The organism is Bradyrhizobium zhengyangense (assembly GCF_022012435.1).
Classification (GTDB): domain Bacteria; phylum Pseudomonadota; class Alphaproteobacteria; order Rhizobiales; family Xanthobacteraceae; genus Bradyrhizobium; species Bradyrhizobium zhengyangense.
In genome coordinates, this window is sequence record NZ_JAKLUA010000028.1 from 17,963 (window position 1) to 43,859 (window position 25,897).

22 protein-coding genes, 1 tRNA gene and 1 pseudogene are annotated in these 25,897 nt (G+C 64.6%); 17 read left to right on the forward strand and 7 right to left on the reverse strand.

Going from position 1 to position 25,897, the window contains the following annotated elements; all coding sequences use genetic code 11:
- Positions 1–62: 62 nt before the first annotated feature.
- A complete protein-coding gene (locus L6637_RS39060; protein ID WP_237861343.1) occupies positions 63–653 on the forward strand; it encodes a TMEM175 family protein in 591 nt (196 codons plus the stop codon).
- A 15-nt stretch (positions 654–668) separates the two neighbouring features.
- Here L6637_RS39060 and L6637_RS39065 read toward each other — a convergent pair whose 3' ends face one another.
- A complete protein-coding gene (locus L6637_RS39065) occupies positions 669–1,055 on the reverse strand; it encodes a YciI family protein (RefSeq protein WP_237862547.1) in 387 nt (128 codons plus the stop codon).
- 205 nt (positions 1,056–1,260) lie between these two features.
- On the opposite strand from L6637_RS39065, the gene L6637_RS39070 reads away from it, so the two are divergent.
- Positions 1,261–1,440: a hypothetical protein gene (locus L6637_RS39070; RefSeq protein ID WP_237861344.1), complete on the forward strand. Its 180-nt coding sequence runs from the start codon at positions 1,261–1,263 to the stop codon at positions 1,438–1,440.
- A gap of 22 nt (positions 1,441–1,462) precedes the next feature.
- Here L6637_RS39070 and L6637_RS39075 read toward each other — a convergent pair whose 3' ends face one another.
- Complete coding sequence (locus tag L6637_RS39075; RefSeq protein ID WP_237861345.1) at positions 1,463–2,176, reverse strand: substrate-binding periplasmic protein; 714 nt, start codon at positions 2,174–2,176, stop codon at positions 1,463–1,465.
- Positions 2,177–2,510: 334 nt separating this feature from the next.
- On the opposite strand from L6637_RS39075, the gene L6637_RS39080 reads away from it, so the two are divergent.
- The 3 genes and pseudogenes from L6637_RS39080 to L6637_RS42505 all read left to right on the forward strand — a co-directional run.
- Positions 2,511–4,916: an ATP-binding protein gene (locus L6637_RS39080; protein ID WP_237861346.1), complete on the forward strand. Its 2,406-nt coding sequence runs from the start codon at positions 2,511–2,513 to the stop codon at positions 4,914–4,916.
- A gap of 348 nt (positions 4,917–5,264) precedes the next feature.
- Positions 5,265–5,338 (forward strand) — tRNA-Gly (locus tag L6637_RS39085).
- Positions 5,339–5,468: 130 nt separating this feature from the next.
- Positions 5,469–5,639 (forward strand): annotated as a pseudogene (locus tag L6637_RS42505) (HlyD family type I secretion periplasmic adaptor subunit); the annotation flags it as partial.
- An 88-nt stretch (positions 5,640–5,727) separates the two neighbouring features.
- Here the strand turns inward: L6637_RS42505 and L6637_RS39090 are convergent.
- From L6637_RS39090 to L6637_RS39105, 4 genes are read right to left on the reverse strand one after another with little or no spacing between them, the layout of a single operon-like run.
- A complete protein-coding gene (locus tag L6637_RS39090) occupies positions 5,728–6,717 on the reverse strand; it encodes an ABC transporter substrate-binding protein (protein ID WP_237861347.1) in 990 nt (329 codons plus the stop codon).
- Positions 6,718–6,750: 33 nt separating this feature from the next.
- Positions 6,751–7,872 carry an ABC transporter permease gene (locus L6637_RS39095; protein WP_237861349.1) on the reverse strand — a complete coding sequence of 374 codons (1,122 nt, stop codon included), beginning with the start codon at positions 7,870–7,872 and terminating at the stop codon, positions 6,751–6,753.
- Positions 7,872–8,795, reverse strand: coding sequence for an ABC transporter permease (locus L6637_RS39100; protein ID WP_333909341.1), 924 nt, complete (start codon positions 8,793–8,795; stop codon positions 7,872–7,874). The genes L6637_RS39095 and L6637_RS39100 overlap by 1 nt, the downstream gene beginning before the upstream one ends.
- Positions 8,785–9,618 (reverse strand): ABC transporter ATP-binding protein, encoded by an 834-nt coding sequence (locus L6637_RS39105; protein WP_237861351.1) that lies wholly within the window; start codon positions 9,616–9,618, stop codon positions 8,785–8,787. Before L6637_RS39105 ends, L6637_RS39100 begins: the two co-directional genes overlap by 11 nt.
- 198 nt (positions 9,619–9,816) lie before the next feature.
- Between L6637_RS39105 and L6637_RS39110 the strand changes: the two genes are divergently transcribed.
- The 7 genes from L6637_RS39110 to L6637_RS39140 are packed head-to-tail and all read left to right on the forward strand — an operon-like array spanning position 9,817 to position 17,733.
- Positions 9,817–10,695, forward strand: a complete 879-nt coding sequence (locus L6637_RS39110; RefSeq protein ID WP_237874040.1) for an FAD binding domain-containing protein — start codon at positions 9,817–9,819, stop codon at positions 10,693–10,695.
- On the forward strand, positions 10,685–11,176 hold the full coding sequence (locus L6637_RS39115) for a (2Fe-2S)-binding protein (protein ID WP_237874042.1): 492 nt from the start codon (positions 10,685–10,687) through the stop codon (positions 11,174–11,176). The genes L6637_RS39110 and L6637_RS39115 overlap by 11 nt, the downstream gene beginning before the upstream one ends.
- Positions 11,173–13,518 (forward strand): xanthine dehydrogenase family protein molybdopterin-binding subunit, encoded by a 2,346-nt coding sequence (locus L6637_RS39120; RefSeq protein WP_237874044.1) that lies wholly within the window; start codon positions 11,173–11,175, stop codon positions 13,516–13,518. The genes L6637_RS39115 and L6637_RS39120 overlap by 4 nt, the downstream gene beginning before the upstream one ends.
- Entirely contained in the window at positions 13,515–14,630 is a 1,116-nt protein-coding gene (gene atzD / locus L6637_RS39125) for a cyanuric acid amidohydrolase (protein ID WP_237874046.1), read from the forward strand. Before L6637_RS39120 ends, atzD begins: the two co-directional genes overlap by 4 nt.
- Entirely contained in the window at positions 14,631–15,833 is a 1,203-nt protein-coding gene (locus L6637_RS39130) for an FAD-dependent monooxygenase (protein WP_237874047.1), read from the forward strand.
- 12 nt (positions 15,834–15,845) lie between these two features.
- Entirely contained in the window at positions 15,846–16,352 is a 507-nt protein-coding gene (locus tag L6637_RS39135; protein WP_237861357.1) for a VOC family protein, read from the forward strand.
- A 1-nt stretch (position 16,353) separates the two neighbouring features.
- Positions 16,354–17,733, forward strand: a complete 1,380-nt coding sequence (locus L6637_RS39140; RefSeq protein ID WP_237874048.1) for an amidase — start codon at positions 16,354–16,356, stop codon at positions 17,731–17,733.
- A 50-nt stretch (positions 17,734–17,783) separates the two neighbouring features.
- Here L6637_RS39140 and L6637_RS39145 read toward each other — a convergent pair whose 3' ends face one another.
- Entirely contained in the window at positions 17,784–20,159 is a 2,376-nt protein-coding gene (locus L6637_RS39145; RefSeq protein WP_237874049.1) for a glucose/quinate/shikimate family membrane-bound PQQ-dependent dehydrogenase, read from the reverse strand.
- A gap of 252 nt (positions 20,160–20,411) precedes the next feature.
- Between L6637_RS39145 and xylB the strand changes: the two genes are divergently transcribed.
- The 5 genes from xylB to L6637_RS39170 form a co-directional block, all read left to right on the forward strand.
- Positions 20,412–21,857, forward strand: coding sequence for a xylulokinase (gene xylB, locus L6637_RS39150; RefSeq protein WP_237874050.1), 1,446 nt, complete (start codon positions 20,412–20,414; stop codon positions 21,855–21,857).
- 124 nt (positions 21,858–21,981) lie between these two features.
- A complete protein-coding gene (locus L6637_RS39155) occupies positions 21,982–23,505 on the forward strand; it encodes a sugar ABC transporter ATP-binding protein (RefSeq protein ID WP_237874051.1) in 1,524 nt (507 codons plus the stop codon).
- On the forward strand, positions 23,498–24,538 hold the full coding sequence (locus L6637_RS39160) for an ABC transporter permease subunit (protein WP_237861362.1): 1,041 nt from the start codon (positions 23,498–23,500) through the stop codon (positions 24,536–24,538). The genes L6637_RS39155 and L6637_RS39160 overlap by 8 nt, the downstream gene beginning before the upstream one ends.
- A gap of 94 nt (positions 24,539–24,632) precedes the next feature.
- Entirely contained in the window at positions 24,633–25,580 is a 948-nt protein-coding gene (locus L6637_RS39165; RefSeq protein ID WP_237861363.1) for an ABC transporter substrate-binding protein, read from the forward strand.
- A 171-nt stretch (positions 25,581–25,751) separates the two neighbouring features.
- The coding region (locus L6637_RS39170; protein WP_237874052.1) for an NAD-dependent epimerase/dehydratase family protein at positions 25,752–25,897 on the forward strand (146 nt) is incomplete at its 3' end.

Consider the following 25,897-nt stretch of genomic DNA (forward strand, 5'->3'; position numbering starts at 1 on the left):
GATTTAGGGGAGAGGGCAGCTCAAGTTCCAGTCCGGACGGATTGCAGACGCGGATTGCAGACATGGCCGATCCCACGCCCGACCTTTTCGAGATGCGCCGGCTGGAATCGCTGAGCAACACCATCTTTGGTGTGGCGATGACACTGCTCGCCAACGATCTGCCCAAGGCCGGCGAGTTCAAGGCCATGCCCACCTGGAGCGATCTCGCTCAGCTTTATTCCGGGCGCCTGACCGGATTGATCCTGAGCTTCATCATCGCGGGCGTGTTCTGGATCAGCCATCACCGCCGGCTCGCCCGCCAGCCGGAGGCGGGCCGCCATATTGTGCTGCTCAACCTTTTGTTCCTGCTGTCGATCGTGCTCTTGCCGGTGACCAACGGCCTTTACGGCAATTACGGCGCAAGCAGCGCCGTGGCCGTGCTGTTTGGCCTGCATCTCACTGTCATCGCCGGCCTCAATGCCGCCCTGTGGTGGCTCGTGATGCACGGCTTCCGCCACCAGCTGATCGCAGCCCTGTTTCCGCTGGCCGTATTTTTGCCGGGAACCATCGTGGCTGCGTTTGCCCCGCAATACGCATCCTATTTCTGGTTCCTGGCTTTTGGCGGACTGCTGATCCGCCGCCGCCTGGATACGGCGGCGGCCGGCAAGACCTGACGGCGCGGCTGTCGGTCATCCCTTTGACGGTGTCGCACCGAACCCGTCGGCCGGCACGTAAAGCTTGACCGGCCGGATCTCGTAGACCGCACTCGGGTTGACCTCACGCAGCTTCCGCGCCGCCGCGATCGCCTCTTCATCCGTGTCGTAGTTGACGAGGTGGAAGCCGAGAAGCTGCTCCTTGGTCTCGGCAAACGGGCCATCCAGCACCATGCCTGCGCCTGGGCCGCGCAAGGTCCGGGCCTTTTTGGTGTCATCCAGACGAGCGGCCGGCCCGAGATGTCCGCTGGCCCGCAAGGGTGCCTGAACCTCGATGACCTTGGCGACGACCGCGGCGTCCTGCTGCGGCGTCCATGCCGAAAGCTCGTCTTCCACGTGGTAGGCCAGGATCGCGTAAAGCATTCTCACCTCGCTTGTTTTTTTGGCGCGCAACCGGAAGGATGTATCACCGCCGCCGATGCCGGCAATGGCCGGTGCGCAAAATATTGCGTCACGGCGATGCTGACGAAACCATTCTGAAACCCGATTGCGGCCCGGCACCGTGAACGCCGGCCAAACGCGGGGCGACTGATGGCCACCAAGAGCAATCAAGGACTCGGAGGCGGCCATGTCGACCATCAAGATCATCTGCGACGCGCGGCGGGCGGGGAAGTCGGAGCCGGCTGATCTGCATGACCAGGCAGGCCATCACCGCTACTACGGCAGCTCGGTCGAGAACGGCGGCGAACGCATTGTCGAGAGCCGCCGCGGCAAGCGCGCGTCCGTGCTCGCCATCTTCGGATTTTGAATCGCGCTTTCAGCCGGCATCGTCAGGGCGTGTTCAGCACCTGCTTGACGAGCGCCTCACGCAGCGTCGCCAGCTCGCCGCTCGCCTCCATCTGCGCAATCACCTGTCCAACCTTCGGCACCAGGTCGCGGTGGCTTTCGTGCAGATAATGGAAGATGCGGATACGCTCCAGCGGCGGCGAGAGCGGATAGATTCTCGCTTGCAGATTGAGCTTGCGGACCGCGACCAGCCCGCTGAAGAGGTCGGTGACCATCACGTCGAAACGATCCGCATCCAGCATCGTGATCATGTTCTCGATGCCGGTGGTTGCCGTGACGCGGTCCATGCCGCGCGTGCCGGCTTCCGACGAGCCGACGCCGCGGACGATGCCGATGCGGTAGTCCCGGATCGAATTCCAACCGTCCACGACGAAATGGAGTTTGGTGGTGAACACGGCCGGCTCGATGTAGTTGATCGAGGGCGTCACCTGCAGCAGCGTCGGGTAATCGCGCGACAGCGTTCCGATGCGCTGGATTTCGCCGTCGACCTCGCCGGCGCTAGACAGCGCGAGCGCCCGCTTGCCGGGGACGTCTACGAATTCGAGCTTGATGTTCAGCTTGGCGTAGACGGTGCGCAGCATTTCGCCGCCGACATATTGATCCGGGATGTCGGCGATCCGGGCCAGCCGGATCACCGACTGCGCCTGGGATGCGCCGGCTGCAAACAGCGACAGGCAGACGACGATGATCCGCCACATTAGCGCCTCTCGGCCGTTCCTTGCTACCATTGAGTTCTGATACGAGCGCGATCTACCGGAGATGGCGGCGGCGCGGAGCCACAACGCTCACCGCTCGCCCGCCATGCGCGCGAATCCCTGATATCACCAATGTCATTCTAGCACGCGAAGTGGTAGTTTGCGCGAATATCCTGCTGCTGGGCGCGAGATATGACCCCGCCGACCTCAGATCGCCCAAGGGCCGACAGGATTGCTGCGCGCACCGCGTGCTGAGGAAGATTCAAAATCGTCGAATCGCGTGCGGCTGCGACCAGCAGGCCGAAGAGGAGTGTCGCCATTTTTCGGGGCGGGGTTCATGGGCAACGCAGGTAAAGAGAGTCCCGATCGCAGCCGCGCTGTTGCGCCAGCGGCGGCGAAGCAGGATTTGAGTGGCATCGGAGCTGCGTTCACGTCCCCGATGCTCGCGAGCCTGTCGTCGCGGGCATTCAACTGGTCGCGCAGCGGTATCGGGCCACGCCTGCTTGCGGCCGTGCTGCTGTTCTCATCGATCGTGACGCTGACCCTGACTGCGCTCCAGCTCTATCTGGACTACGATCGCGAAGTCGGCATGATCGAGACAAGGCTCGGGGAGGTCGGCCGCAGCACTACGGGCAGCCTCGGCGAGAGTCTGTGGAGTCTCGATCAGAACCAGCTCAAGCTTCAGCTCGAAGGAATCCTGCGGCTACCTGGTCTGCGCGCCGCCGAGGTCCGCGAGATCGCCGATCGGCCCAACCCTATCAGTGTCGCCGTCGGCGAACGAGGTCGCCGCTCGGTCGTCACGCGCGACTATCCCCTGATTTACACGGTTCAAGGGACCGCACGCCGAATCGGCGTGCTCCATGTCGAGGCGACGCTCAGCGACGTCTATCAGCAATTGCTGAACCGGGCCCTCGTCATCCTGGCAAGTCAGGCCGCAAAGACGTTCCTCGTCTCGCTGTTCATCATCTATATGTTCCACGTTCTGGTGACGCGACACCTGGTCGCCATCGCCGAGTTCGTCAGCAAATACAGTCTGGCGCGGCCGCCTCCTCCATTGCATCTGGAACGCCGGCCCCCTTCCGATCCCGACGAGCTGGACAAGGTAATCGACGCGTTCAACGGCATGTGCACCAACCTCGAGCGTGCCTATGGCGAGCTGCGCGAGGCCAATGCGAATCTCGATCGTGATCTGAACATCCGCCGGCGCGCCGAAGAGGATGCGCGCGCGAGCGAGCAGCGCTTTCGCGACTATGCCGAGACCGCCTCCGACTGGTTCTGGGAAACCGGACCGGATCACGTCTTCACCTACATCTCCGAGCGGGCCGATGCCTTCGGAATGGACCGCCAGGCCCTGATCGGCAAGCGACGTCCGGATGCCGCCTTCGACCAGAACGCCGAAGTGGAGAAGTGGCACGACCACATGGCGACGCTGGACCGCCACGAGCCGTTCCGGAAGTTCGAGTATCGCGGCCGCGACGGGGCCGGGCGTCTGCATTGTTTCAGCGTCAACGGCCAGCCGGTGTTTGGCGACGGCGGACATTTCATGGGCTATCGCGGCTCCTCCACCGATCTCACCGCGCAGCACGAGACCGAGGAGCGGCTTCGCCAATCCCAGAAGATGGATGCGATCGGCCAGCTCACCGGCGGCGTCGCGCACGACTTCAACAACGTGCTGACCGTCATCACAGGCACCATCGAGATCATCCAGGAGGGGCTCGCGGACAAGCCCGAGCTCGCCGCGATCGCCCAGCTGATCGACGACGCGGCCTCGCGCGGCGCCGAGATCACCTCGCAACTCCTGACCTTCGCGCGGCGCCAGCCGCTGGAGCCGCGCGAGATCGATGTCAACGCTCTCGTCGCCGAGACGGCGAAGCTGTTGCGGCCGATCCTCGGCGAGCATGTCGAGATCGTGACCCGGCTCGCTGACGATGCGTGGCCAGCCATGGCCGATCCGTCGCAGCTTTCGTCGGCGATCGTCAATCTCGCGGTCAACGCACGCGATGCGATGCCGGGCGGCGGCAGACTGACGCTCGAGACCGTAAACCGGGAATTCAACGGCACCGACAATGGTGAAGGCGAAGCGGGCTCTTACGTCATGATCGCGGTGGCCGACACCGGTCACGGCATTCCTGCCGAGATTCGCGACCGCGTGTTCGAGCCGTTCTTCACCACCAAGGGGGTCGGTCGCGGTACCGGACTTGGATTGAGCATGGTCTACGGCTTCGCCAAGCAGACCGGTGGCACCGTCGCGATCGAGAGCGAGGAGGGGCGCGGCACGGTGATGCGGCTGTTCCTGCCGCGATCGGCGGGCGAGGCGACGGCGCGGACGGAGCCGGCTCCGACGCCGGCGCTGACGCGTGGACACGAGACCATCCTCGTGGTCGAGGATGATCCGCTGGTGCAAGGCTACGTCATCGCCCAGCTCGGCAGCCTCGGCTATCGCACGCTGACGGCCAGCGAGGGCGCAACCGCGCTGGCGTTAGTCGACCGGGGAGCGAGCTTCGATCTTCTGTTTACAGACATCATCATGCCCGGCGGCATGAACGGGCGGGAATTGGCAGAGTCCGTCCGGCTCCGCCGGCCGGACGTGCGGGTGCTCTACACCTCCGGCTATACCGACAACGCCATCGTTCACGAAGGGCAGCTCGATCCCGACGTGGCGCTGCTCCGCAAGCCATACCGGAAGGCTGACCTGTCGCGAAAGATCCGAGAGGTGCTCGGGGGGCGGGGGCGCTCTGAGTGAGGGGCGCGATATCAGCGAAAATGGCCTGACCAAAGAAAAGGCGCGGCGGGGAGACCCCGTCGCGCCCGATTTCTTGCTCGCTGGTCCAGGGCTGAGAGCGCCCCGATGCCAAGCCCAATCCAAGGCTTAGCGGGCGATCCCAGCGAGGTGACAGCGCTTGGTAAAAGACACTGGATCACCTCCTTTCGTTGATTGCGGGAGACCTCAATATAGGGCGGAAGTCCGTACCTGTTAAGGGGGCGGCAGGCCGAGCGGAACCGGCTCCTGTGCGCAAAGGGCGGAAAGCCCGCGAAAGCCGTCCTGGGGGCAGTTGAGACCGCCGCCCGGCCGTGTTAGGGAGCCCCTGTCGCGGGTGTAGCTCAATGGTAGAGCAGCAGCCTTCCAAGCTGAATACGAGGGTTCGATTCCCTTCACCCGCTCCAGACTTTTCATAGACTTCGCTCAAAGACTTGGCGGGTGGTCGGATTTCATTCTGACCACTGGGCCGCTTGACGCGTTCTGACGCGTCTTTCCCATTGCGTGTTTTGCGTGTCGCTTGATGTATAATCCCGCTCAGCGCGCGTCTCGCTCGACCGAACCCAGATGCAGGTTGACGAAAACATGGTCAACCGGTCACTAGGCATGGCCGTCACTGTTGAAATCAAGACCGGCTCGCGCGCCGTCATCACACATCTGCTCTCGCCACTCCTGCGACGTAAGCAGAAGGCCTTGCGTGAGAGGTAATAGCGACTTGGTGTCGGCTCTCGACTGATCCCACCACATCCCAATTGATCTGGAGGACGGGACGCCGCGCGCCCGTCCTCCCGTTGGGTTACTTCTTCATCGCTTCGATGACGGCGAAGCTGTAGGCGCCTTCGGGCTTCTTGGTGATGACGGGATCGGAACCGCCCGACATCAGCGTGGCCACGGTACGCTCATAGTCCTTGACGTCGAGCTTGCCGTCGGTGTCCCCAAGCAGCTTGCTGATCTCGCCCATCATCCGCTTCTGATCCTTCTCGGTCTTGGCGCCGGTCGTGTCGGCGGCGAGGATGATCTTCACGGCCTCGTCCGGGTGCGCCTTGGCATATTCCCAGCCCTTCATCGAGGCCTTCACGAACTTCGCCATCTTGGCGACGAAGGCCGGGTCCTTAAGGTTCTTCTCCAGCACGTAGAGGCCGTCCTCCAGCGTGGCGACGCCTTCGTCCTCGTACTTGAAGACGACGAGCTGGCTCGGCTTGTAGCCGCCGTCGATGACCTGCCAGTACTCGTTGTAGGTCATCGTGGAGACGCAGTCGGCTTGCTTCTGCAGGATCGGGTCGACATTGAAGCCCTGCTTGATCACCTTGACGCCGCCCGCCGAGCCGTCGGTCTTGAAGCCAAGCTTCGACATCCAGGACAGAAACGGATATTCGTTGCCGCCATACCAGACGCCGAGCGTCTTGCCCTTGAGGTCGGCCGGCTTCTTGATGCCGGTGTCGGCGCGGCAGGTCAGCTCCAGGCCGCTCTTCTTGAAGGTCTGCGAGATATTGACGAGCGGCACGCCCTTCTCGCGCGAGGCGAGCGCGGACGGCATCCAGTCGACGGTCACGTCGGCGCCGCCGCCGGCGATCACCTGCGGGGGCGCCACGTCGGGGCCGCCCGGCTTGATGGTGACGTCGAGGCCGGCCTCCTTGTAGAAGCCCTTGTCCCTGGCGACGAAGTAGCCGGCGAACTGCGCCTGGGCGACCCATTTGAGCTGGATGGCGACGGGTTCGGCTGCTTGTGCGTTCGAAAGCGTCAGGCCGAGCGAAAGAGCTGCGGCCAGTGCCAATGCGTGCTTCATGCAAGACTCCAATTCAACGTGGACCTCGCCGACCTAGGTCCGATAGGACGGATGCCAGAACGTTGTCGCGCGTTCGGCCAGCGTGACAATGCCGTAGAAAGCCATCCCGGCGAGGGCGGCCAACGCGATCTCCGCCCAGACCATGTCGATGGCCATGCGGCCGGCCTCGGTGGAAATGCGAAATCCGATACCCTGCGTCGGAGTTCCGAAAAATTCTGCAACGATCGCGCCAATCAGGGCAAGCGTGGCGTTGATCTTGAGCGCGTTAAAGATGAAAGGCAACGCGGCGGGCAGATGGAGCTTGGTCAGCGCCTGGGCATGGGTGGCGCCGTAGGAGCGCATCAGGTCGCGCTCGATATGGCCGGCTGCATTCAGCCCCGCGATGGCGTTGACCAGCATCGGGAAGAAGGTCACGAGCACGACCACGGCGGCTTTCGACGGCCAGTCGAAGCCGAACCACATCACCATGATCGGCGCGACGCCAACGAGCGGAAGCGCCGAAAAGAAGTTGCCAAGCGGCAACAGGCCGCGGCCGAGGAAGGCGTAACGGTGCGCCAGGATCGCGACAAGAAGCCCGGCGCCGCAGCCGATGACATAGCCCGCCAGCACGCCGCGCACGAAGGTCTGGACGAAGTCGGCCCCGAGGATCGGCAGCGAATGGATGAATTTGGTCGCCGCCGCGCTCGGTGACGGCAAAAGCACGGCTGGCACGCCGAAGCCGCGCACCGCGACCTCCCAGAGATAGAACACGGTGAGGCCGAACAGGAGCGGGACCAGCAGATCGACCGCGCGCCGCCGCCTACCCCGGGCTTGATGCGTCCCGGCGAGATTGACCACGCCAAGTGCCGCCGACAGCCAGCACGCCATCACGATCATCCAGAAGCTGGCACGTGCGGTCCCCGCCATGGCCGGATCCTCCAGCAGGATGAGTGAGGCGGCGGCGGCGAGGATCGCGCCGGCAAGACCGAGAATGGTCGCCCGCTGATCCGACAGCCAGGCCGCCAGCAGGAACAACAAGCCGGCTGCGCCGACGACGGGCCAGAGGGCGGGGCGAGCCGACAAGGGCAGCGATTGCGGCGCGAGCGGAAGGGCGAAGGCGAGCGCCAGAGCGGCGGTTGCGGCGATGAACCCCAGCCTCAGCTTGCGCGGATCCATCAATGCACTCCCATGCGCCGGCCGACGGTTCGTTCGATCAGTCCGATCAGCGCGATCAAGGCGGAGGAGAGGACGGCGGCGGCGACCAGCGCGGACCAGAGTTGGACCGTCTGGCCGTAGTAGGAACCCGAGAGCAGCCGCGCGCCGATGCCGGCTTCGGCGCCGGTCGGCAATTCCGCGACGATGGCGCCGATCAGCGAAATCGTCACGGCGACCTTGAGGCTCGCAAACAGATAAGGCACCGAGGCGGGCCAGCGCAGTTTCCACAACACCTGGCGCGGCGTCGCCGACCATGTCCGCATCAGTTCGAGCTGGAGCGGATCGGGCGAAGCAAAGCCCTTCACCATCCCGATCGTGATGGGAAAGAAGCACAGATAGGCCGAGATGATCGATTTCGGCAGCAGTCCGTGCAGTCCCAGCGCCCCCAGCACCACGATGAAGATCGGCGCCAGCGCCAGCACCGGCACCATCTGCGAGCAGATGATCCAGGGCAGTAAGCTCCGCTCCAGCACCCGGCTGTGCAGGATCAGCAGCGCCAGCACGATCCCGAACAGCGCGCCGAGCAGGAAGCCAAGCAAGGTCGCCGACAATGTCACCAGCGAGTGGTAGACCAGGCTGCGCGGCGCCAGCGGCGGATAACCGAATACGGAATCGAGGAACGCGGCGGCGATCTGGTGCGGCGCCGGCAGCAATGGCCGCTCGGCATCCATCGTGCCCGCGAGCACGTCGCTCATGGTATAGGGCGTCTCTTCGCGCTCGAAGCCGTCGCGGACCAGCGACCAGTTCATGGCAACGGCCGCGACGTACCAGATCGCGACCAGCGCCAGCACCATGGCGAGAACCGGCGCGTAACGCGTGACCAAGGGATGGTCCCGAAGCGCGCGCGAGGGACGCAAGGGCAGGGCGAGCGTGCTACTCGTCATAGGAGTGCCCGGCGCGCAGGCCGTTGCGGACGCGCTGCGCCACCTTCAGAAATTCCGGCGTCTCGCGGATCTCCAAGGATCTCTCGGTCGGGAAATCGCAGTCAATGACATCGATGATGCGGCCCGGGCGCGGCGACATCACGACGATCCTGGTCGACAGGAATACGGCTTCCGGAATCGAATGGGTCACGAACAGCACGGTCTTGCCGGTCGACTTCCATAGCTGGAGGAGTTGCTCGTTGAGGTGATCGCGCACGATCTCGTCGAGTGCACCGAACGGCTCGTCCATCAGCATCAGCGCCGGATCGAACGACAAGGCGCGCGCGATCGAGACCCGCTGCTGCATGCCGCCGGAGAGTTGCCAGGGGAACTTACGCTCGAAGCCGGTGAGGTTGACCATCGACAGATAGCGCTCGACCCGCTGCTGCTGCTCGATCTCGGAATAGCCCATGATCTCCAGCGGCAGCTTCAGGTTCTTCTCGATGGTCCGCCATGGGAACAGGGCCGGCGCCTGGAACACATAGCCATAGCTGCGGGCAAGGCGCGCCGCTTCCGCGCTCATGCCGTTCACCGTGAGCGTGCCGGAGGAGGGCTGCTGCAGATCGGCGATCACCCGCAGCATCGTGGTCTTGCCGCAGCCGGACGGCCCGATGAAGGAGACGAACTCGCCCTCGGCGACTTGCAGGTTGACGTCGGAGAGCGCCTCGACCCGGCCGTCGGCCGTGTCGAAGGTCAGCGAGATGTTTTGGGCGTCGACGACGAGCCGCCCCGGTCGGGAGTCGGCGAGCGGTTCGTCGGGTACGGAGAGACTTGGCTTTGGCATGGCGATGCGAAATATTGTCGCAAAAGCGGATTGTCGTGGCGCGCCCAATGTTTGCGCAGGTGAGGCGCATAATAAGCAGGTTCTTGTCCGATTTCGAAGCAATTGACGCGCGGGTGGCTTTTGACTTGCGTTGTTCACAGCAGATAGTTTCGTGTTCGCTTTCGCAACAAGCGCGCGAGCCCTCGATATGCGAGCCATATGAAGCCTGCTCCGTTCAAATATGTCCTGGCGTCGTCGCTCGACCATGCGCTTGCGCTGAAGGCCGAACATGGCGACGAAGCGCGCTTTCTCGCAGGTGGCCAAAGCCTTATCCCGGCAATGAATTTTCGCCTGGCGCGGCCTTCGGTGCTGATCGACATCAACGGGCTCACCAGCCTCGCCGGCATCGATCGCCCGGAAGCGGGGCAAGTCAGGGTCGGTGCTCTGATGCGCTACCGGGCGCTCGAGCGGGATGGCGAGTTTCTCAGGAGCTGTCCGCTGTTTGCCGACGCGCTGCCGCATATCGCGCATCCCCAGATCCGTAACCGCGGCACCATCGGCGGCAATCTCTCCCACGCCGATCCGGCCTCGGAGCTGCCGGCGCTGGCGGTCGCCATGCAGGCGAAGATGCGGATCAGGTCGGCAGCGGGCGGGCGAACGGTGGCGGCGTCCGACTTCTTCGCCGGCCTGCTCACCACCGACCTTGCCAGCGACGAGATGCTGGTCGATATCACTTATCCGGTCCTGGCCCCGCGCAGCGGCGCCTGCTTCATGGAAGTCGCGCGCCGCCGCGGCGATTTTGCCATCGCCGGCGTTGCGGCTGTCGTGACCTTGGATGAGGAGCGCCGCTGCGCGAGTGTCCGGCTCGCGCTCTGCGGTGTCGGAGAGACGCCGGTCGATGCCGGCGCGGCAGCATTGCCCATGGTCGGCAGCCGCGTGACGGGCGAGTCGATCGACGCAGTCGCCGCGGGCGTGCGGGAGCTGATCGCGCCGTCCGGCAATGTTCACGCCAGCGCCGACTACCAGCGGCATGTGGCCGGCGAGCTGGTCCGGCGCGCCATCCGCACCGCTCATCAACGGATCAGCCATGCAGCCTGACCAGCACGAGATTGAGCTCACGGTCAACGGCACCCGATATCGGCGCACGGTCGAATCGCGCATGCTGCTGTCCGATTTCCTGCGTCACGAGCTCGGGCTGGCTGGTACCCATGTCGGCTGCGAGCACGGCGTCTGCGGTGCTTGCACCATCCTTCTCGAAAGTGATCCGGTTCGCTCCTGCCTGATGCTCGCGGTGCAGGCCAATGGCCGCGCGCTCGCGACGGTCGAGGGGCTGGCGTCTGCGGACGGGGAGCTGCATCCGGTGCAGCAGGCAATGCACGCGCATCATGGCCTGCAATGCGGCTATTGCACGCCCGGGATCCTGATGACCATGACGGCCTATCTGACCGAGCATCCGTCCCCCTCGGAGGACGAGGTGCGAGAGGCGCTATCAGGCAATCTCTGTCGCTGCACCGGCTATCAGAATATCGTCGACGCGATGATGGACGCGGCCGCGCGGATGCGGGAGGAGGCGTCATGAGCACCCGCTTCTTCGGCGCACCGGTCAAGCGCAATGAGGACAGGAAGCTCCTGACCGGGCAGGCGCTGTTCATCGACGATGTCGAGCTGCCGGGTATGCTGCATGTCGCCTTCCTGCGCAGCCAGGTCGCGCATGCCCGCCTGAAGCATATCGACGTATCGCGCGCGCGGAAGCGGCCGGGCGTCGTCGCGGTCTATGTGGCCGAGGACTACGGCGACTATTGGCAGCCCTGCCCGCTTCTGGTGCAGCCGCCGCCGATTCCGGGAAGCACCTTCAATCCGCGCACCCAGGTGCCGCTCGCAAGGGACAAGGTGCGTTATGTCGGCGAGCCACTCGCTGTCGTCGTCGCGGAAAGCCGCTACCTCGCCGAGGATGCACTCGACGATATCGACGTGGAGCTGGAGTCGTTGTCCGCGGTCGTCGACATCGAACGGGCGCTGAAATCCTCATCGGCGCGGGTCCACGACGATCTCGGCTCGAATATCGCGGCGCATGTTCACCAGATGAAGGGCGACTATCGCAAGGCCGCCGCGAACGCGCAGATCATCGTCAAGCGCCGCTTTCGCTATGAGCACGGCATCTCGTCGCCGATCGAGACCCGCGGCGTGGTCGCGCACTGGAATGCACGGGGCCAGCAGATGACGATCTGGGACACGACCCAGGCGCCGGTCTTCATCCGCAACGGCCTTGCCGCCATGCTTGGCCTCGGCGAGCGGCAGGTGCGCGTCATCGCGCCCTTCGTCGGCGGCGGCTTCGGGCCGAAGATCATGATGTTCTATCCGGAAGAGGTGGCGCTGCCGTGGATCTCCATGCGGCTCAACCGTCCGGTCAAATGGATCGAGGACCGGCTCGAGCATTTCGTTGCGACCACGCACGAGCGCGGTCAGATCCACGACGCCGAAATCGCGCTCGCGGCCGACGGACGGATCCTCGGGGTCAAGGACGTCTTCCTGCACGACACCGGTGCCTACAACACGTACGGCCTGACGGTGCCGATCAACAGCCAGTGCACAATGCTCGGGCCCTATGTGATCCCGGCCTACGACAGCACGTTCACGGCCGTGTTCACCAACCTGCCGATCGTCACGCCCTATCGCGGCGCCGGCAGACAGCACGGGGTGTTCGTGATCGAGCGGTTGCTGGATCTCGCCGCACGGGAGCTCGACATCGATCGCGCCGAGATCCGGCGGCGCAACCTGATTCCGCCAGACGCCTTCCCGTACAATAACGAGATCATCTTCCAGGACTTTGCCCCGCTCAGCTATGACAGCGGCAATTACGAGCCTGTTCTCGCCAAGGCGCTCGACGCGATCGGATATCAGCGCTTCCTGAAGGAGGAGCAGCCGAAGTTTCGCGAGGAAGGACGCTGTGTCGGCATCGGCATCGCCTGCTACGTCGAGGGGACCGGCATCGGTCCCTATGAGGGCGCCAAGGTGCAGGTGCAGGCCAACGGCAAGGTCAATGTGGCGACCGGCATCGGCACCCAGGGGCAGGGGCATTTCACGAGCTTCGCGCAGATCGTCGCCGACCAGCTCGGCATCGATCCTTCCGATGTCGATATCGTCACCGGTGATACCGACCAGTTCTACTGGGGCGCCGGCACCTTTGCCAGCCGCGGCGCGGTGGTGGCGGGCAACGCCGTCAACGAGGCGTCGGCCGCGGTCAGGCGGAAAGCCCTGAAGCTCGCGTCCGACGCCTTCGAATGCGCCGAGGAGGACCTCGTTCTTGCCGACGGAAAGGTGTCTATCGCGGGGATTCCGGGAAAGTTCATCCGCCTCGGCGAACTTGCGCAGCGCGCCAATCCGATGCGCGGTGCGGTGAGGCCGGGCACCGAACCCGGTCTCGAGTCCACGCAATATTTTGGCCCGCCCTCAGGCGCCACCGCCAACGGTGTTCATGCTGCGATCGTCGAGATCGATCCGCTGACCTTCGAGCTGAAGGTGCTTAGATATGTCGTGGTCCATGATTGCGGCACGGTGATCAATCCGATGATCCTCGAAGGCCAGATCCACGGCGGCGTCGCGCAGGGCATCGGCAATGCTTTCTTCGAGAAACTTGCTTTCGACGATCAGGGCCAGCTTCTGAACGCGTCGCTCGCCGACTATCTGCTGCCGACTGCGCTCGACGTCCCGCGCATGGAGCTCGACCATACGGTGACGCCGTCGCCGCTCAACCCGCTCGGTATCAAGGGCGCCGGCGAGGCGGGAGCCATTCCGGTCGGGGCCGTGTTTGCACAGGCGATCGAGGATGCGCTGCAGCTCACCTCGCGCAAGATCGAGCTGTTGGAGATTCCGCTGAGCCCGAGTCGGCTGTTCGAGCTGACCCGACAGGAGGGCACATGAGAACGGCGCGCGTGTTTCGCCTGTCAATGGCCCATCCCGGCGACCTCTCCGAGCTCGACGAACTGATCGTGCGCGGCACGATCAAGGCGGCCGATGTCGCGGCCATCATCGGCAAGACCGAGGGCAATGGCGGCGTCAACGATTTTACCCGCGGCTACTTCACCCAGACGCTGATGGCGCTGCTGTCGAAGCATCTCGGACGGCCGGCCGCCGAGCTGATCCGCGAGGTTCCCTGCGTGCTCTCCGGCGGCACCGAGGGGGTGATGAGCCCGCATTACAGCGTCTTCTGTGTCAGAGAGGGGGAAGCCGCAACGCGATATCCGTCCGCGCTGGCAATCGGAACCGCCTTCAGCGCGCCGGTGCCGGCCGAAGAGGTTGGCCGACGCGCCCATGTCGAGAGCGTGGCGGCGACCGTGCGCGCCGCCATTGTCGATGCCGGAATTGAGAAGCCCGAGGACGTACACTTCGTCCAGGTGAAATGCCCCTGCGTGACGGTGGCGCGTGCGGCCGCGGCTATCGCAGCCGGCAAGGCGCCGCTCACCAGCGATCCCAACAAGTCGATGGCCTTTGCGCGCGCCGCCGGTGCCTTTGGCGTCGCGCTCGGGCTGTCCGAGATCAAGCCGGATGACTTCTCCGATGCCTCGCTGCTCGCCGATTTCTCGATCCAGTCGCCGCGTGCCAGCATTTCTTCGGGCGTCGAAGTCGAGAGCAACGAGGTCGTGGTGCTCGGCAATAGCCCGAGCTGGGCGGGCGATTTGCGCATCGCGCACCGGCCCATGATCGATGCGCTCGACATCGGTGCGGTCGTCGACGTGCTCGCCGATCTCGGCATCGCGGCCAGCCCGCAGGTGTCCGCCGCGGACTCGGAGCGCATCGCTTCGGTTCTGGTCAAGTGCGAGCCGGACCGTCGCGGCCGGATCCGCGGCCGCCGCCACACCATGCTCGACGACACCGATATCAACGCGCAGCGCCATATCCGCGGCGCGGTTGCCGGCCTCGTGGCCGGCGTGATCGGCGATGGACGGATTTTTGTGTCGGGCGGCGCCGAGCATCAGGGGCCGGATGGCGGCGGCCTGATCGCCGTGATCGCGTCGCAGGAGGGGGCTGGCTAGATGCGGATTGTCATCATCGGCGCCGGCGTCGCGGGATGCGTGATGACACGCAAACTCGCAGCTCTCGACGGCGTCGAAGTCGTCTGCCTCGAGCGGGTCAGCCGCGACGACCATTCCGAGGCCGGCACCGGGCTCAATGTCGGGCCGAATGCGGTGAAGGCGCTCAGCGCGGTCGATCCGGAGCTTGCCGCGCGCATCACCGCTGCGAGCTTTGTCTGGGCGAATTGGCGCATCTCGCTGACCGACGGCACCGTGCTGTTCGACCTGCCGCTCAAGGACGTCGCCGAGGGGCCCGGCTGGCGCATTCGCTGGTCGGAGCTCTATCGCGTTCTGCGCGAGGCGGCCGGTGAGCGCGTTGCCTATGGCTGCGAGATCACGCATATCGCACGCGATGCTACCGATCCGCGCAAGACGGAAGTCGCCTGGCGCCAGGATGGCCGCGAGCATCGGCTCGACGGCATTGATCTTTTGATTGCCGCCGACGGTCGTTACTCCGATGTGCGGCGGACCATCTCCGGCGAGGTGCCGGTGCGCCTCACGGGCGTTGCGATCTCGCGCCTGCTGGTGCCGGACAGCTCGCGCGGCCTGATCGATGACTATGAGCAATGGTTCAACGGGCCGAACCGGCTTTTGGCGTTCCGCGTGCCGCCGGATCACGTCTATCTGGCCGGCACGTTCCCGATCGAGTCCGAGATCCCCGAAGCCCGCAAGGCGCCCGAGGCGCTGCGCGCCGCCTATACGCCGGCTCAAGCGCCGCCGAGCGATCAGGCGCGCTGGCTGATCGACCAGCTCTGCAGTGGTGTCACTGATACGCATTGGGCACGGATGCAGGAGCATGATTTGCTTTACCGCGCCGCCGACTGCAACGTGTTATATCTTGGCGACGCCGCCCATGGCATGGTGCCGACGCTCGGCCAGGGCGCGACCCAGGCGATCGAGGATGCGGCTTGCGCTGCTGCGCTGATCACGCAACGTCACGAGGTCGGCGCCCGTGACGTCGCGCGTTGGCTGAGCGAGATCGAGGCGCTGCGGTCTGATCGTATGCGCTTCGTGATGGAGTTTTCGCTGGCCGCGAGCGACACGATTCTCGCCGGCGGAAATCCGGTCGCGGGGACGCGCAAGAAAAGCGACGAGCCGTTTCGCAGCAATCTGAAGGCGCTGTATCGTCAAATCGGCCTGCCGGTCGACGGCGGCCAAGCGTGAGGAGATATTGAGATGACCGATCTGCCGCTCGCGACCGTCCATGGTCTCTATCACATTGCGATCAAGACCGATGATCTCGCAGCGACCCGGACGTTCTGGACCGCGATCATCGGGCTGCGCGAATTTCCTCGGCCCGATTTCGGCTATCCCGGTGCCTGGCTCGGCTGCCCCCAACCGGGCGGGCTCGGCATCATCCATGTCTATGCCGGCGGTCCCGCGCTCGGGCCCGAGGGCAAGGCGCCGGCCGGCACGGCGGCGATCGATCACGTCTCGCTGTCCTGCTCGGGCTATCGCTCCTATGTATCGCGCTTCAAGGCAGCCGGTCTCGACTGGCGCGAGTTCATCGTGCCCGGAACCTCGCTGTGGCAGCTCTTCGTCTACGATCCCTCCGGTGTGCAGCTCGAACTGACGTTCGAATGCGGTGGCGAAGGCGAGGAGAAGCCGGATATGTCGCCGGGCCGCAAATATGTCGCGGGCGCGAGCTTCTTCGACAAGGCGACCTATCCGAAGCTCGCTTGAGATGGACGATCGCGCTCCGCTCTGGGCGATGTCGGCGTGTGAGTTCGCGCGTGCCTTTGCGGATGGCCTTTCGCCGCGCGCGGTGATCGAGGCGACGCTCTCGCATATCGCTGCGACCAATCCGCGCGTCAATGCGATAGTCACGCTGGATGCTTCAGGCGCGCTCGCTGCGGCCGATGCAAGCGCGAAGCGTTGGCGCGACGGCCGCCCCGCAAGCGCACTAGACGGCGTGCCTGTTACGGTCAAGGACAACATCCTCGTCGCGGGGCTACGTGCGACCTGGGGGTCAAAGCTCTATCGCGATTTCGTGACCGGCGAAGACGAATTGCCGGTGCGTCGGCTGCGCGAGGCTGGCGCCATCATCCTCGGCAAAACCAATGTGCCTGAATTCACCGTGCACGGTTACACCGACAATGCGCTGTTCGGTACCACCGGCAATCCCTGGGATCCGGCTCTGACGCCAGGTGGTTCGAGCGGCGGTGCGGTGGCAGCGGTCGCCAGCGGCATGTGCGCGCTTGCGCTCGCCACCGACGGCGGCGGTTCGATCCGGCGCCCGGCCGCTCATACTGGCCTCGTCGGCTTCAAACCCTCACGCGACATTGTGGCGCGCGGCAAGGGCTTTCCGGCGATCCTGGGTGAGTTCGAGGTCATCGGCCCGATCGCGCGCTGCGTCGAGGATATTCGCGCTGCTATGGAGGTGATTGCTGCGCCTCTGTGGTCGCGCCTCATGGCCGAGCCGACCCTGCCGCGGCTGCGCATCGCCTATGTGCCGACATTCGGCGATGCGCCCGTCGACCCCATCATTCGCGACGTGATCGAACGCACGATCGTGCAGGCTCGGGCCCTCGGCCTCGACGTCGAGACCGTCGCGCCGTTCACACTGGCCGATCCGCTTGATGCTGTATGGCCCGTGATCAGCCAGACCGGTATTGCCTGGCTCCTGGAACGGCATCCGGGTTGGCAGGGCCAGGTTAGTCCCGCCATCGTCGAGATGGAGGCGGCCGGGCGCAGCTTGTCAGCGCGCGACTATCTCAATGCACTTGACCAAGTCGCGGCGTTGCGGCGGTCTTTCGATGCGTTGTTCGCCCAGTACGACTTCCTGATCACGCCGTCCACCGCGGCGATGCCGTGGCCGGCTACCGAATCCCATCCCGCCGTCATCGACGGCCAACCGGTCGGGCCGCGCGGCCATGCCGTGTTCACGGCGATCGCAAACGCGCTCGGCCTGCCTGCAATATCTCTTCCCTGTATCATCCCGGACGGTGCACTTCCTGTCGGACTGCAAGTGATCGCGGACCGCGATCATGATGGCCGGCTGATCAGGTTTGCCCGTGAATACGAAGGCCGGTTGTTCGTCCACCGATGGCCGAGTTCACCCTGATGGCTGCTGTGTAACGGCGTGGTTCGGCAGTCTCCAGACGCCCCGGCGGGTCAATCCTTCAACGCGTAGGCGATGACGTAATCACCGCGCTTGGTACCGAACGAGCCGTGACCGCCGGCTGCGGTGACGACATATTGCTTGCCGCCCGCCTCGTAGCTCATCGGTGTCGATTGGGCGCCGGCGGGCAGGCGGTCTTCCCAGAGCACCTTGCCATTGCGCACGTCGTAGGCCCTTATCGTGTACTCGTAGGTCCCGGTGTAGAACGCGACCCCGCCGGCGGTCGTGATCGGCCCGCCCAGCATCGGCACGCCCATCCTGAAAGGCAGCGGCAGCGGCGTGGTGTCCCGGATCGTTCCGTTGGGATGCTGCCAGACAATCTTCATCGTCTTCAGATCGATTGCGGCCATCGAGCCCCATGGCGGCCGGTAGCACGGCACGGAGAGGGGCGAGAGGAAGCTCTGGATATCCACGCCGAACGGCGTGCCATACATCGGCTGGGTGCCGACCTCGCTGCCGACAGGCTTATCGGCCGTCGGCGCGGGCGGATTGCCGGGGCCGCGCGGAATGAGCTTCGAGACGAAGGGCAACGACATCGGATTGGCAATGGCGATCTGTCTCACCGGATCGATCGCGATGCCGCCCCATTCGAACATGCCGAGATTGCCGGGAAAGACGAGCGTGCCCTGCAACGATGGCGGCGTGAACGTGCCCTCGTAACGCAGCCGGTTGAACATGATCCGGCACAGAAGCTGGTCGAAAATCGTGCCGCCCCACATGTCCGCTCCGGTCAGCTTCGCCTCGGGGCGGAATGTCAGCTCGGAGAACGGCTGCGTCGGCGCAGTACGGTCGCCGGGCGCGGGGCCTTGCGGCACGGGGCGCTCCGGCGCCGGCACGATCAACTCGCCGGTCCGTCGATCGAGCACGAAGATGTTGCCCACCTTGGTCGGCTGAACGATGGCGGGAACAACGCCCCTGGCCGTGGTGACATCGACCAGACTCGGCTGCGAGGGAACGTCCATGTCCCAGAGATCGTGATGCACCGTCTGGTATGACCAGACGCGTTTGCCGGTGTTGACGTCGAGTGCAACGATCGAGCTGGAGTAGCGCTCGACCAGCCCATTGCGATTGCCTCCCCAGATGTCGGGCCCGTTATTGCCGGTGGGGATGTAGACGAGGTTCAATTTCGGATCGAACGAGGCGGTGATCCACGAATTCGGCGAGCCGTTGGTGTAGTGACGCGTCGGCGACGGCAGCTCATTTTCATCGGCTGCACCGGAGTCCCAGGCCCAAACCAGTTTGCCAGTGTAGACGTCGAAGCCGCGGATGACGCCCGACGGCACGTCGACCGCATAATTGTCAATCACAGCGGCGGCGACGACCAAAATCTTGTCGCTGACGACCGGCGGCGATGTCGGCTCGAAGAAGCCCGCCGTCTTGATCCCCATGCCTTGCTGGAGGTCGAGGCTGCCATGGTCGCCAAAACTCTCGCACAGCTTGCCGCTGTCGGCATCGAGCGCGATCATGCGGCCGTCGTTGACCGGCAGGAAAATCCGGCGAGGGCATTCGGCGGGGGCTGGAGCACCGCCGCTGTCGACGGCGCCTGCCGTGGTTTCGTGGTAAGAGACCCCGCGGCAGGTCATGTGCTGGAACGTCTTGTTGAACACCAGCTTGGGATCGTATCGCCAACGTTCCTTGCCGGTGCTGGCGTCGAGCGCAAACAGCACCTGGTGCTGCGAGCAAAGATAAAGCGTGTCGCGCACCTTGATCGGCGTAACCTCGAAGGTCGTTTCGCCGGAATCCTCTGGCGTCGGCACGTCGCCGGTGCGGAAGGTCCAGGCGACCCGCAGCTTGCCGACATTGTCGGGCGTGATCTGCTTCAGCGGTGAGTAGCGCTGTCCGAATTGTGTGCGTCCATAGGCCCGCCAATCGCTATCCGGTTGAGGGTCGGCTTCGCTTTGCGGCACGGCCGATGCTTGCTCGGCGATCGTGCCGTTGACGTCGTGATAGCTGGACACAAGTGCGATGATAAGGACGACGGACGACGCAGCAACGGCGACCCAGAGTGGCAGCGTCGCGCTTCGATACGACACCGGCTGGTCTCGCAGCAGCCCGCGAACGATCACGGGCATGAGCAGCCAGAGCGCCATGGCGAAGACGATGTCGCCGCGCGATGCCAGCGGCCACCAGTCGAACTGCACTTCCGAGATGGCCCACGCCACGGTGCCGACCAGCACGATCGCAAACAGCCATAGCGACTGACGGCGCTGCGCCAGCAACAACGCGGCCGTCGCGAGAACGCCGACACCGAGAACAATATAGAAGATGGATCCGCCCAGCGCGGCGAGCCAGAGGCCGCCCCCCGCGATCACCAGACCGATCAGAGCATAGACGAGACCTGTGACAAAGACGGCCGTGGATCGCTGCATGGCTGCTCCGGTGCGGCAAGAAGATCGAGCACTGTCAGGTGCAAACGCAGCAGACGGCGCTGAGTTGCAGTCACTGTGGTCCAGTCAACCAGGGCTGGCAACCTTCAACTGCTGCGTCGATGCAACATCTGCAGGCAAAAACTTGCGATCCGATGTGATAAGTCTTTGTTCGGAATTGCGCGCTCGTTGAATACCATCATTGTTGCGCATCGCGTCCTCAGGACTCGCACCACCCCGGGAACCACATTAGTCATGTATCTGGGCATCGATCTCGGCACCTCCGCAGTCAAGACCGTTCTCGTCGACGGCGCGCAGCGCGTCATCGCGAGCGAGAGCCGGGCGCTGACGATCGCCTCGCCGCAGCCAGGCTATTTCGAGCAGGATCCGGCGCAGTGGATCGAGGCGACTTTTGTCACGCTGGACGCCCTGAAGGCCTCGCATGGACAAGAGCTGGCGAGGGTCGAAGGCATCGGGCTGTCAGGCCAGATGCATGGCCCGACGCTGCTCGATGCCAACGACACGCCATTGCGGCCCTGCATCCTCTGGAACGACGGACGCTCTGCCGGGGAGTGTCGCATTCTGGAGCAGCGCTGGCCCGCCTTGCGCGCGATAACGGGCAACAAGGCGATGCCTGGCTTCGCAGCGCCAAAGCTGCTCTGGATCGCAAAGCACGAGCCCGGGATCTTTGCGGCGACGAGGCGCGTCTTGTTGCCGAAAGCCTATCTGCGCCTCGTTCTATCGGGCGAGGCAGTCGAGGACGTCTCCGACGCATCGGGATCGCTATGGCTCGACGCGGCGCGCCGGGACTGGTCGGATGCGGCATTGGCCGCGACCGGCTTGTCACGCGCGCACATGCCGCGTCTGGTTGAGGGGTGCGCGTTGGCGGCCACGTTGCGCAGCGAGCTTGCGCAGCGTTGGGGCATGGTTCGCCGGCCGATGATCGCAGGCGGCGCTGGCGACAATCCGGCCGGCGCCGTCGGCATCGGCGCGATCAGTCCGGGGACCGCGTTCATCTCGCTGGGAACCTCGGGCGCATTGCTGGCGCCGACCGACCATATTGCCGCCAATCCGGACCGCGTGGTCCATACCTTCTGCCACGCAATCCCACGCATGTGGATTCAGGCCGGCGCCATCCTCTCGGCGGCGTCGTGCCTTGCCTGGGCCGCGCGCCTGTTCGGCGTCCCGGAAGCGGATCTGCTGTCCCCGCTGGGGGCGCACCCGCAGGCGCCGTCGCCGGTGCGCTTCCTGCCATATCTTGCGGGCGAGCGGACGCCGCACGATGATCCCGTCGTGCGTGGCATGCTCGATGGGTTGAGCCACGGTACCGACCGCACGGCGATCGTGCAGGCCGTGCTGGAGGGTGTTGCCTTCGCGCTGGCCGATTGCCGGGACGCGCTTGGCGATGCCGGCATTGCAGTGACGGAAGCCGATGTCATCGGCGGCGGTTCGCGATCCAGGTTCTGGCTGTCGGTGCTATCAAACGTTTTGAACGTTCCGATTCATCGCTTTGCCGAAGGCGAGACTGGTGCCGCGTTCGGTGCGGCGAGATTGGGGCGGCTTGCTGTCACCGGCGAGGCAATCGAAGCCGTCTGCACGCCACCGCAACGCGTCGAGACTTTCGAACCCGATCGCGTGCTGGTGCAGGCCTATGCCGAGCGGCTTCCCGCCTGGCGCCAGCTATATCGGCCACGCCACTAACATCGCTTTGGTTGCGCATTTCTCCCTGTTCGCTGTTGCCCTGCGCGATGGCCTTTTGTTTAATGGGCGAACCGCGCCTGAAATGAAACGCGGACAAGAAATGCATTGTGCGCCGGGAGGCACGATGAACGATCCAATCCTCGAGATGCGAGGAGTGTCAAAATCCTTCTTCGGCATCAAGGCGCTGCGTGCCGTTGATCTGACCGTCTACGCCGGCGAGGTCCATGCCTTGATGGGCGAGAACGGCGCCGGCAAATCGACCCTTATGAAAATCCTGTCGGGGGCCTACCGGCCCGATCCCGGCGGCGAGATCCGCATCGAGGGCAAGCCGGTGCGGATCGAAGGTCCGCTCGGAGGCCGCGCCGCGGGCATCTCGATCATCTATCAGGAACTATCTTTGGCCCCCAATCTGAGCGTTGCGGAGAATATTTATCTCGGTCGTGAGATGTCGCGTTCAGGTTTGCTGGCGCGCGGTGCCATGCGCGAAGGTGTTGGTCCGATCCTGGAACGGCTGGGCGCGGATTTCCTGCCGTCGACATTGGTGGCGCATCTCTCGATGGGGCAGCGCCAGCTCGTCGAGATTGCGCGTGCACTGCACGCGCGCTCGAAAATCTTGATCATGGATGAGCCGACCACGGCGCTGTCCGCCGGCGAGAGCGAGCGGCTGTTTGCGCTGATCCGGCAACTTCGCGCCGAAGGGCTTGCCATCATCTACATCTCGCACCGCATGGACGAGGTCTATGCGCTCGGCGACCGCGTCACCGTGCTGCGCGATGGCCGGCTGGTCGGTTCGCTCGACAAGCAGGACATCCGCGCCGACGCTATTGTTCGCATGATGGTCGGACGCGACGTCTCCTCCTTTTACAAGAAGGATCACGATCCCGAGGCCGGGAAGGGGCATCCCGTGCTCACGGCCACCGACATGGCGGATGGGCAGCGCGTCAAGGGTTGTTCGCTCACCGTCCATGCGGGCGAGGTGGTGGGGCTTGCCGGATTGATTGGCGCCGGCCGCACCGAACTTGCGCATCTCATTGTTGGCGCCGCACCGAAGACGTCAGGCCATCTCGAACTCGAAGGTCAGCCGATCGACATCCGCACGCCCGGCGAGGCGCTCGAGGCCGGCATTGCCTATCTGACCGAGGACCGCAAGGCGCTTGGCCTGTTCCTCGACATGTCGTGCCTAGACAACATCAATCTCGCCGTAATCGGACGCGATGCCAAGCTCGGCTGGTTCCTGGATCGCGACAAGGCGCGCGAGCGCGCCGACAGGGCGTTTGCGGGACTCAGCATCCGCGCCGCCAATGCCGGCGTACCCGCAGGAGGCCTGTCCGGCGGCAACCAGCAAAAGGTCCTGTTGTCGCGGCTGCTCGCCATTGCACCGAAAGTACTGATCCTCGACGAGCCGACGCGCGGCGTCGACGTCGGCGCCAAGTCGGAGATCTATTCCATCATCGACAATCTCGCCAAGGCCGGCACCGCAATCCTCGTCATCTCGTCCGATCTGCCAGAAATCATCGGTATCTGCGACCGCGTCCTGGTGATGCGGTCGGGGCATATCGCAGGCGAGGTCAGGCGAACCGAGACAGCGCCTTTGACTCAGGAAGACATCATGGCCCTCGCCACGGGGACGGAGCATCTCGATGCCTGACAACGGATCGACGCAGGCGAAGGCCGCGACTGCAAACGGCCTTGCCGCTGCCCAGGAGACAAAACGTCAGCGCATCAGGCTCCTGATCCGCGCGGCCGGCATGTTGCCGGTGCTGCTATTGCTATGCATCGGCTTCCACTATCTGTCGGAGGGCCGTTTCTTCACCGGACAGAATCTCGGCATCGTCCTGCAGCAGGCTGCCGTCAACACCGTGCTCGCCGCGGGCATGACCTTCGTCATCCTCACCGGCGGCATCGATCTCTCGGTCGGCTCGATCCTGGCGGCGTCGGCAATGGCCGGCCTGACGATGTCCAAACTGCCCGAGTTGAGCGCGCTCTGGCTGCCGGTCGCTGTGCTCACCGGTCTTGGCTTCGGCATCGTCAATGGCGCGCTGATCGCGCTGTTGCGCCTGCCGCCCTTCATCGTCACGCTCGGCTCGCTCACCGCCGTGCGCGGACTGGCGCGGCTGCTCGGCGCCGACACCACGGTGTTCAATCCGTCGATTCCCTATGCCTTCATCGGCAACGGTTCGCTCACGCTGATCCCCGGCGTGGCCTCGATTCCCTGGCTGTCGGTCATTGCGCTGCTCGTCATTTTCGTTTCGTGGGTGGTGCTGCGCCGGACCGTCCTGGGTGTGCACATCTATGCGGTCGGCGGCAATGAGAGCGCGGCGCGGCTTGCCGGCATCAAGGTTTGGGCCGTCCTGATCTTCGTCTATGGCATCTCGGGATTGTTGGCCGGATTGGGCGGCGGCATGCAGGCGGCGCGGCTCTATGCCGCCAACGGCTTGCAGCTCGGACAAAGCTACGAGCTCGACGCCATCACCGCGGTCATCCTCGGCGGCACGTCTTTCGTCGGCGGCATCGGATCGATCTGGGGGACGCTGGTCGGCGCACTGATCATCGCGGTGCTCTCGAACGGGCTGATCCTCGTCGGCGTCTCCGACATCTGGCAATATGTGATCAAGGGCCTGGTGATCATCGGCGCGGTGGCGCTGGATCGCTATCGGTTGCAAGGCTCCGCCAGAACTTGAACGGTTCTGCGCGCATCTGAGCGCGCGGTGTGAAATTCGGTTGCGGCAACTGGTCTGCCGTACCGTCTTTGAAAACAGACCAGGGAGGAAGACAATGTTGAAGATGACCATGCTCGCCGGCGCCGCGATGGCGCTTGCCCTCGCCACCGCACCGGCCTCTGCCAAGGAGCTCAAGTCGATCGGCGTCTCGCTGGGCTCGATGGGCAATCCGTTCTTCGTCGCGCTGTCAAAGGGCGCCGAGTTCGAGGCCAAGAAGACCAATCCCAATGTGAAGATCACCACCGTCGGCTTCGAATACGACCTCGGCAAGCAGGTCACCCAGATCGACAATTTCATCGCCGCTGGCGTCGACCTGATCCTGTTGAACCCCGGCGACCCCAAAGCGATCGGGCCGGCGATCAAGAAGGCGCAGGCGGCGGGCATCGTCGTGGTCGCGGTCGATACCGCGGCCGAAGGCGCCGACGCCACGGTGACCACCAACAACGTCCAGGCCGGCGAGATCTCGTGCCAGTACATCGTCGACAAGCTGGGCGGTAAGGGCGACGTCATCATCGAGAATGGGCCGCAGGTCTCCGCGGTGATCGACCGCGTCACCGGCTGCAAGAACGTCTTCGGCAAGAATGCCGGCATCAAGGTGCTGTCCAGCGACCAGGACGGCAAGGGCTCACGCGAAGGCGGCCTCACCGTCGCGCAAGGCTATCTGACCCGCTTCCCCAAGATCGACGCCATCTTCGCCATCAACGACCCGCAGGCGATCGGCACCGATCTCGCGGCGAAACAGCAGAACCGCAGCGGCATCATCATCACCGCGGTCGACGGCGCGCCCGACATCGAGGCCTCGCTCAAGGATGCCGGGTCGCCGCAGATCCAGGCGTCGGCATCGCAGGACCCGTTCTTCATGGCACGGCGCGCGGTGCAGGTCGGCGTCGGCATCCTCAATGGCCAGAAGCCGGCCTCGACCGTCGAACTGCTGCCCTCGAAGCTCGTGACCCGCGACAATATCAAGGATTACAAGGGCTGGACCTCGGACCGTTCGCAGTAGCGCCTCCGCAGCTTTCGCGGGCTGCGGTCCAATTCGACAGTGGCGCCCGGGAAACCTGCCCGGGCGCTTCTGCGAGGTTGACCTCAGCGATCGATATGTCAAAGAAGGAGGGAATTTTGACAGTGGGGCGACCGTATGGGCGCGCCCACAGGTGCTATCGGGATATTGTGAATGGCAAGCGGACCGTTTGAGCTGAAGGGCAAAAGCGTCTACGTCGCTGGCCATCGCGGCATGGTCGGTAGCGCGATCGTGCGCCGGCTGGTGCGGGAGGACGTGAATCTCGTCACCGTGGACCGTCGCGAGGTCGATCTCTGCAA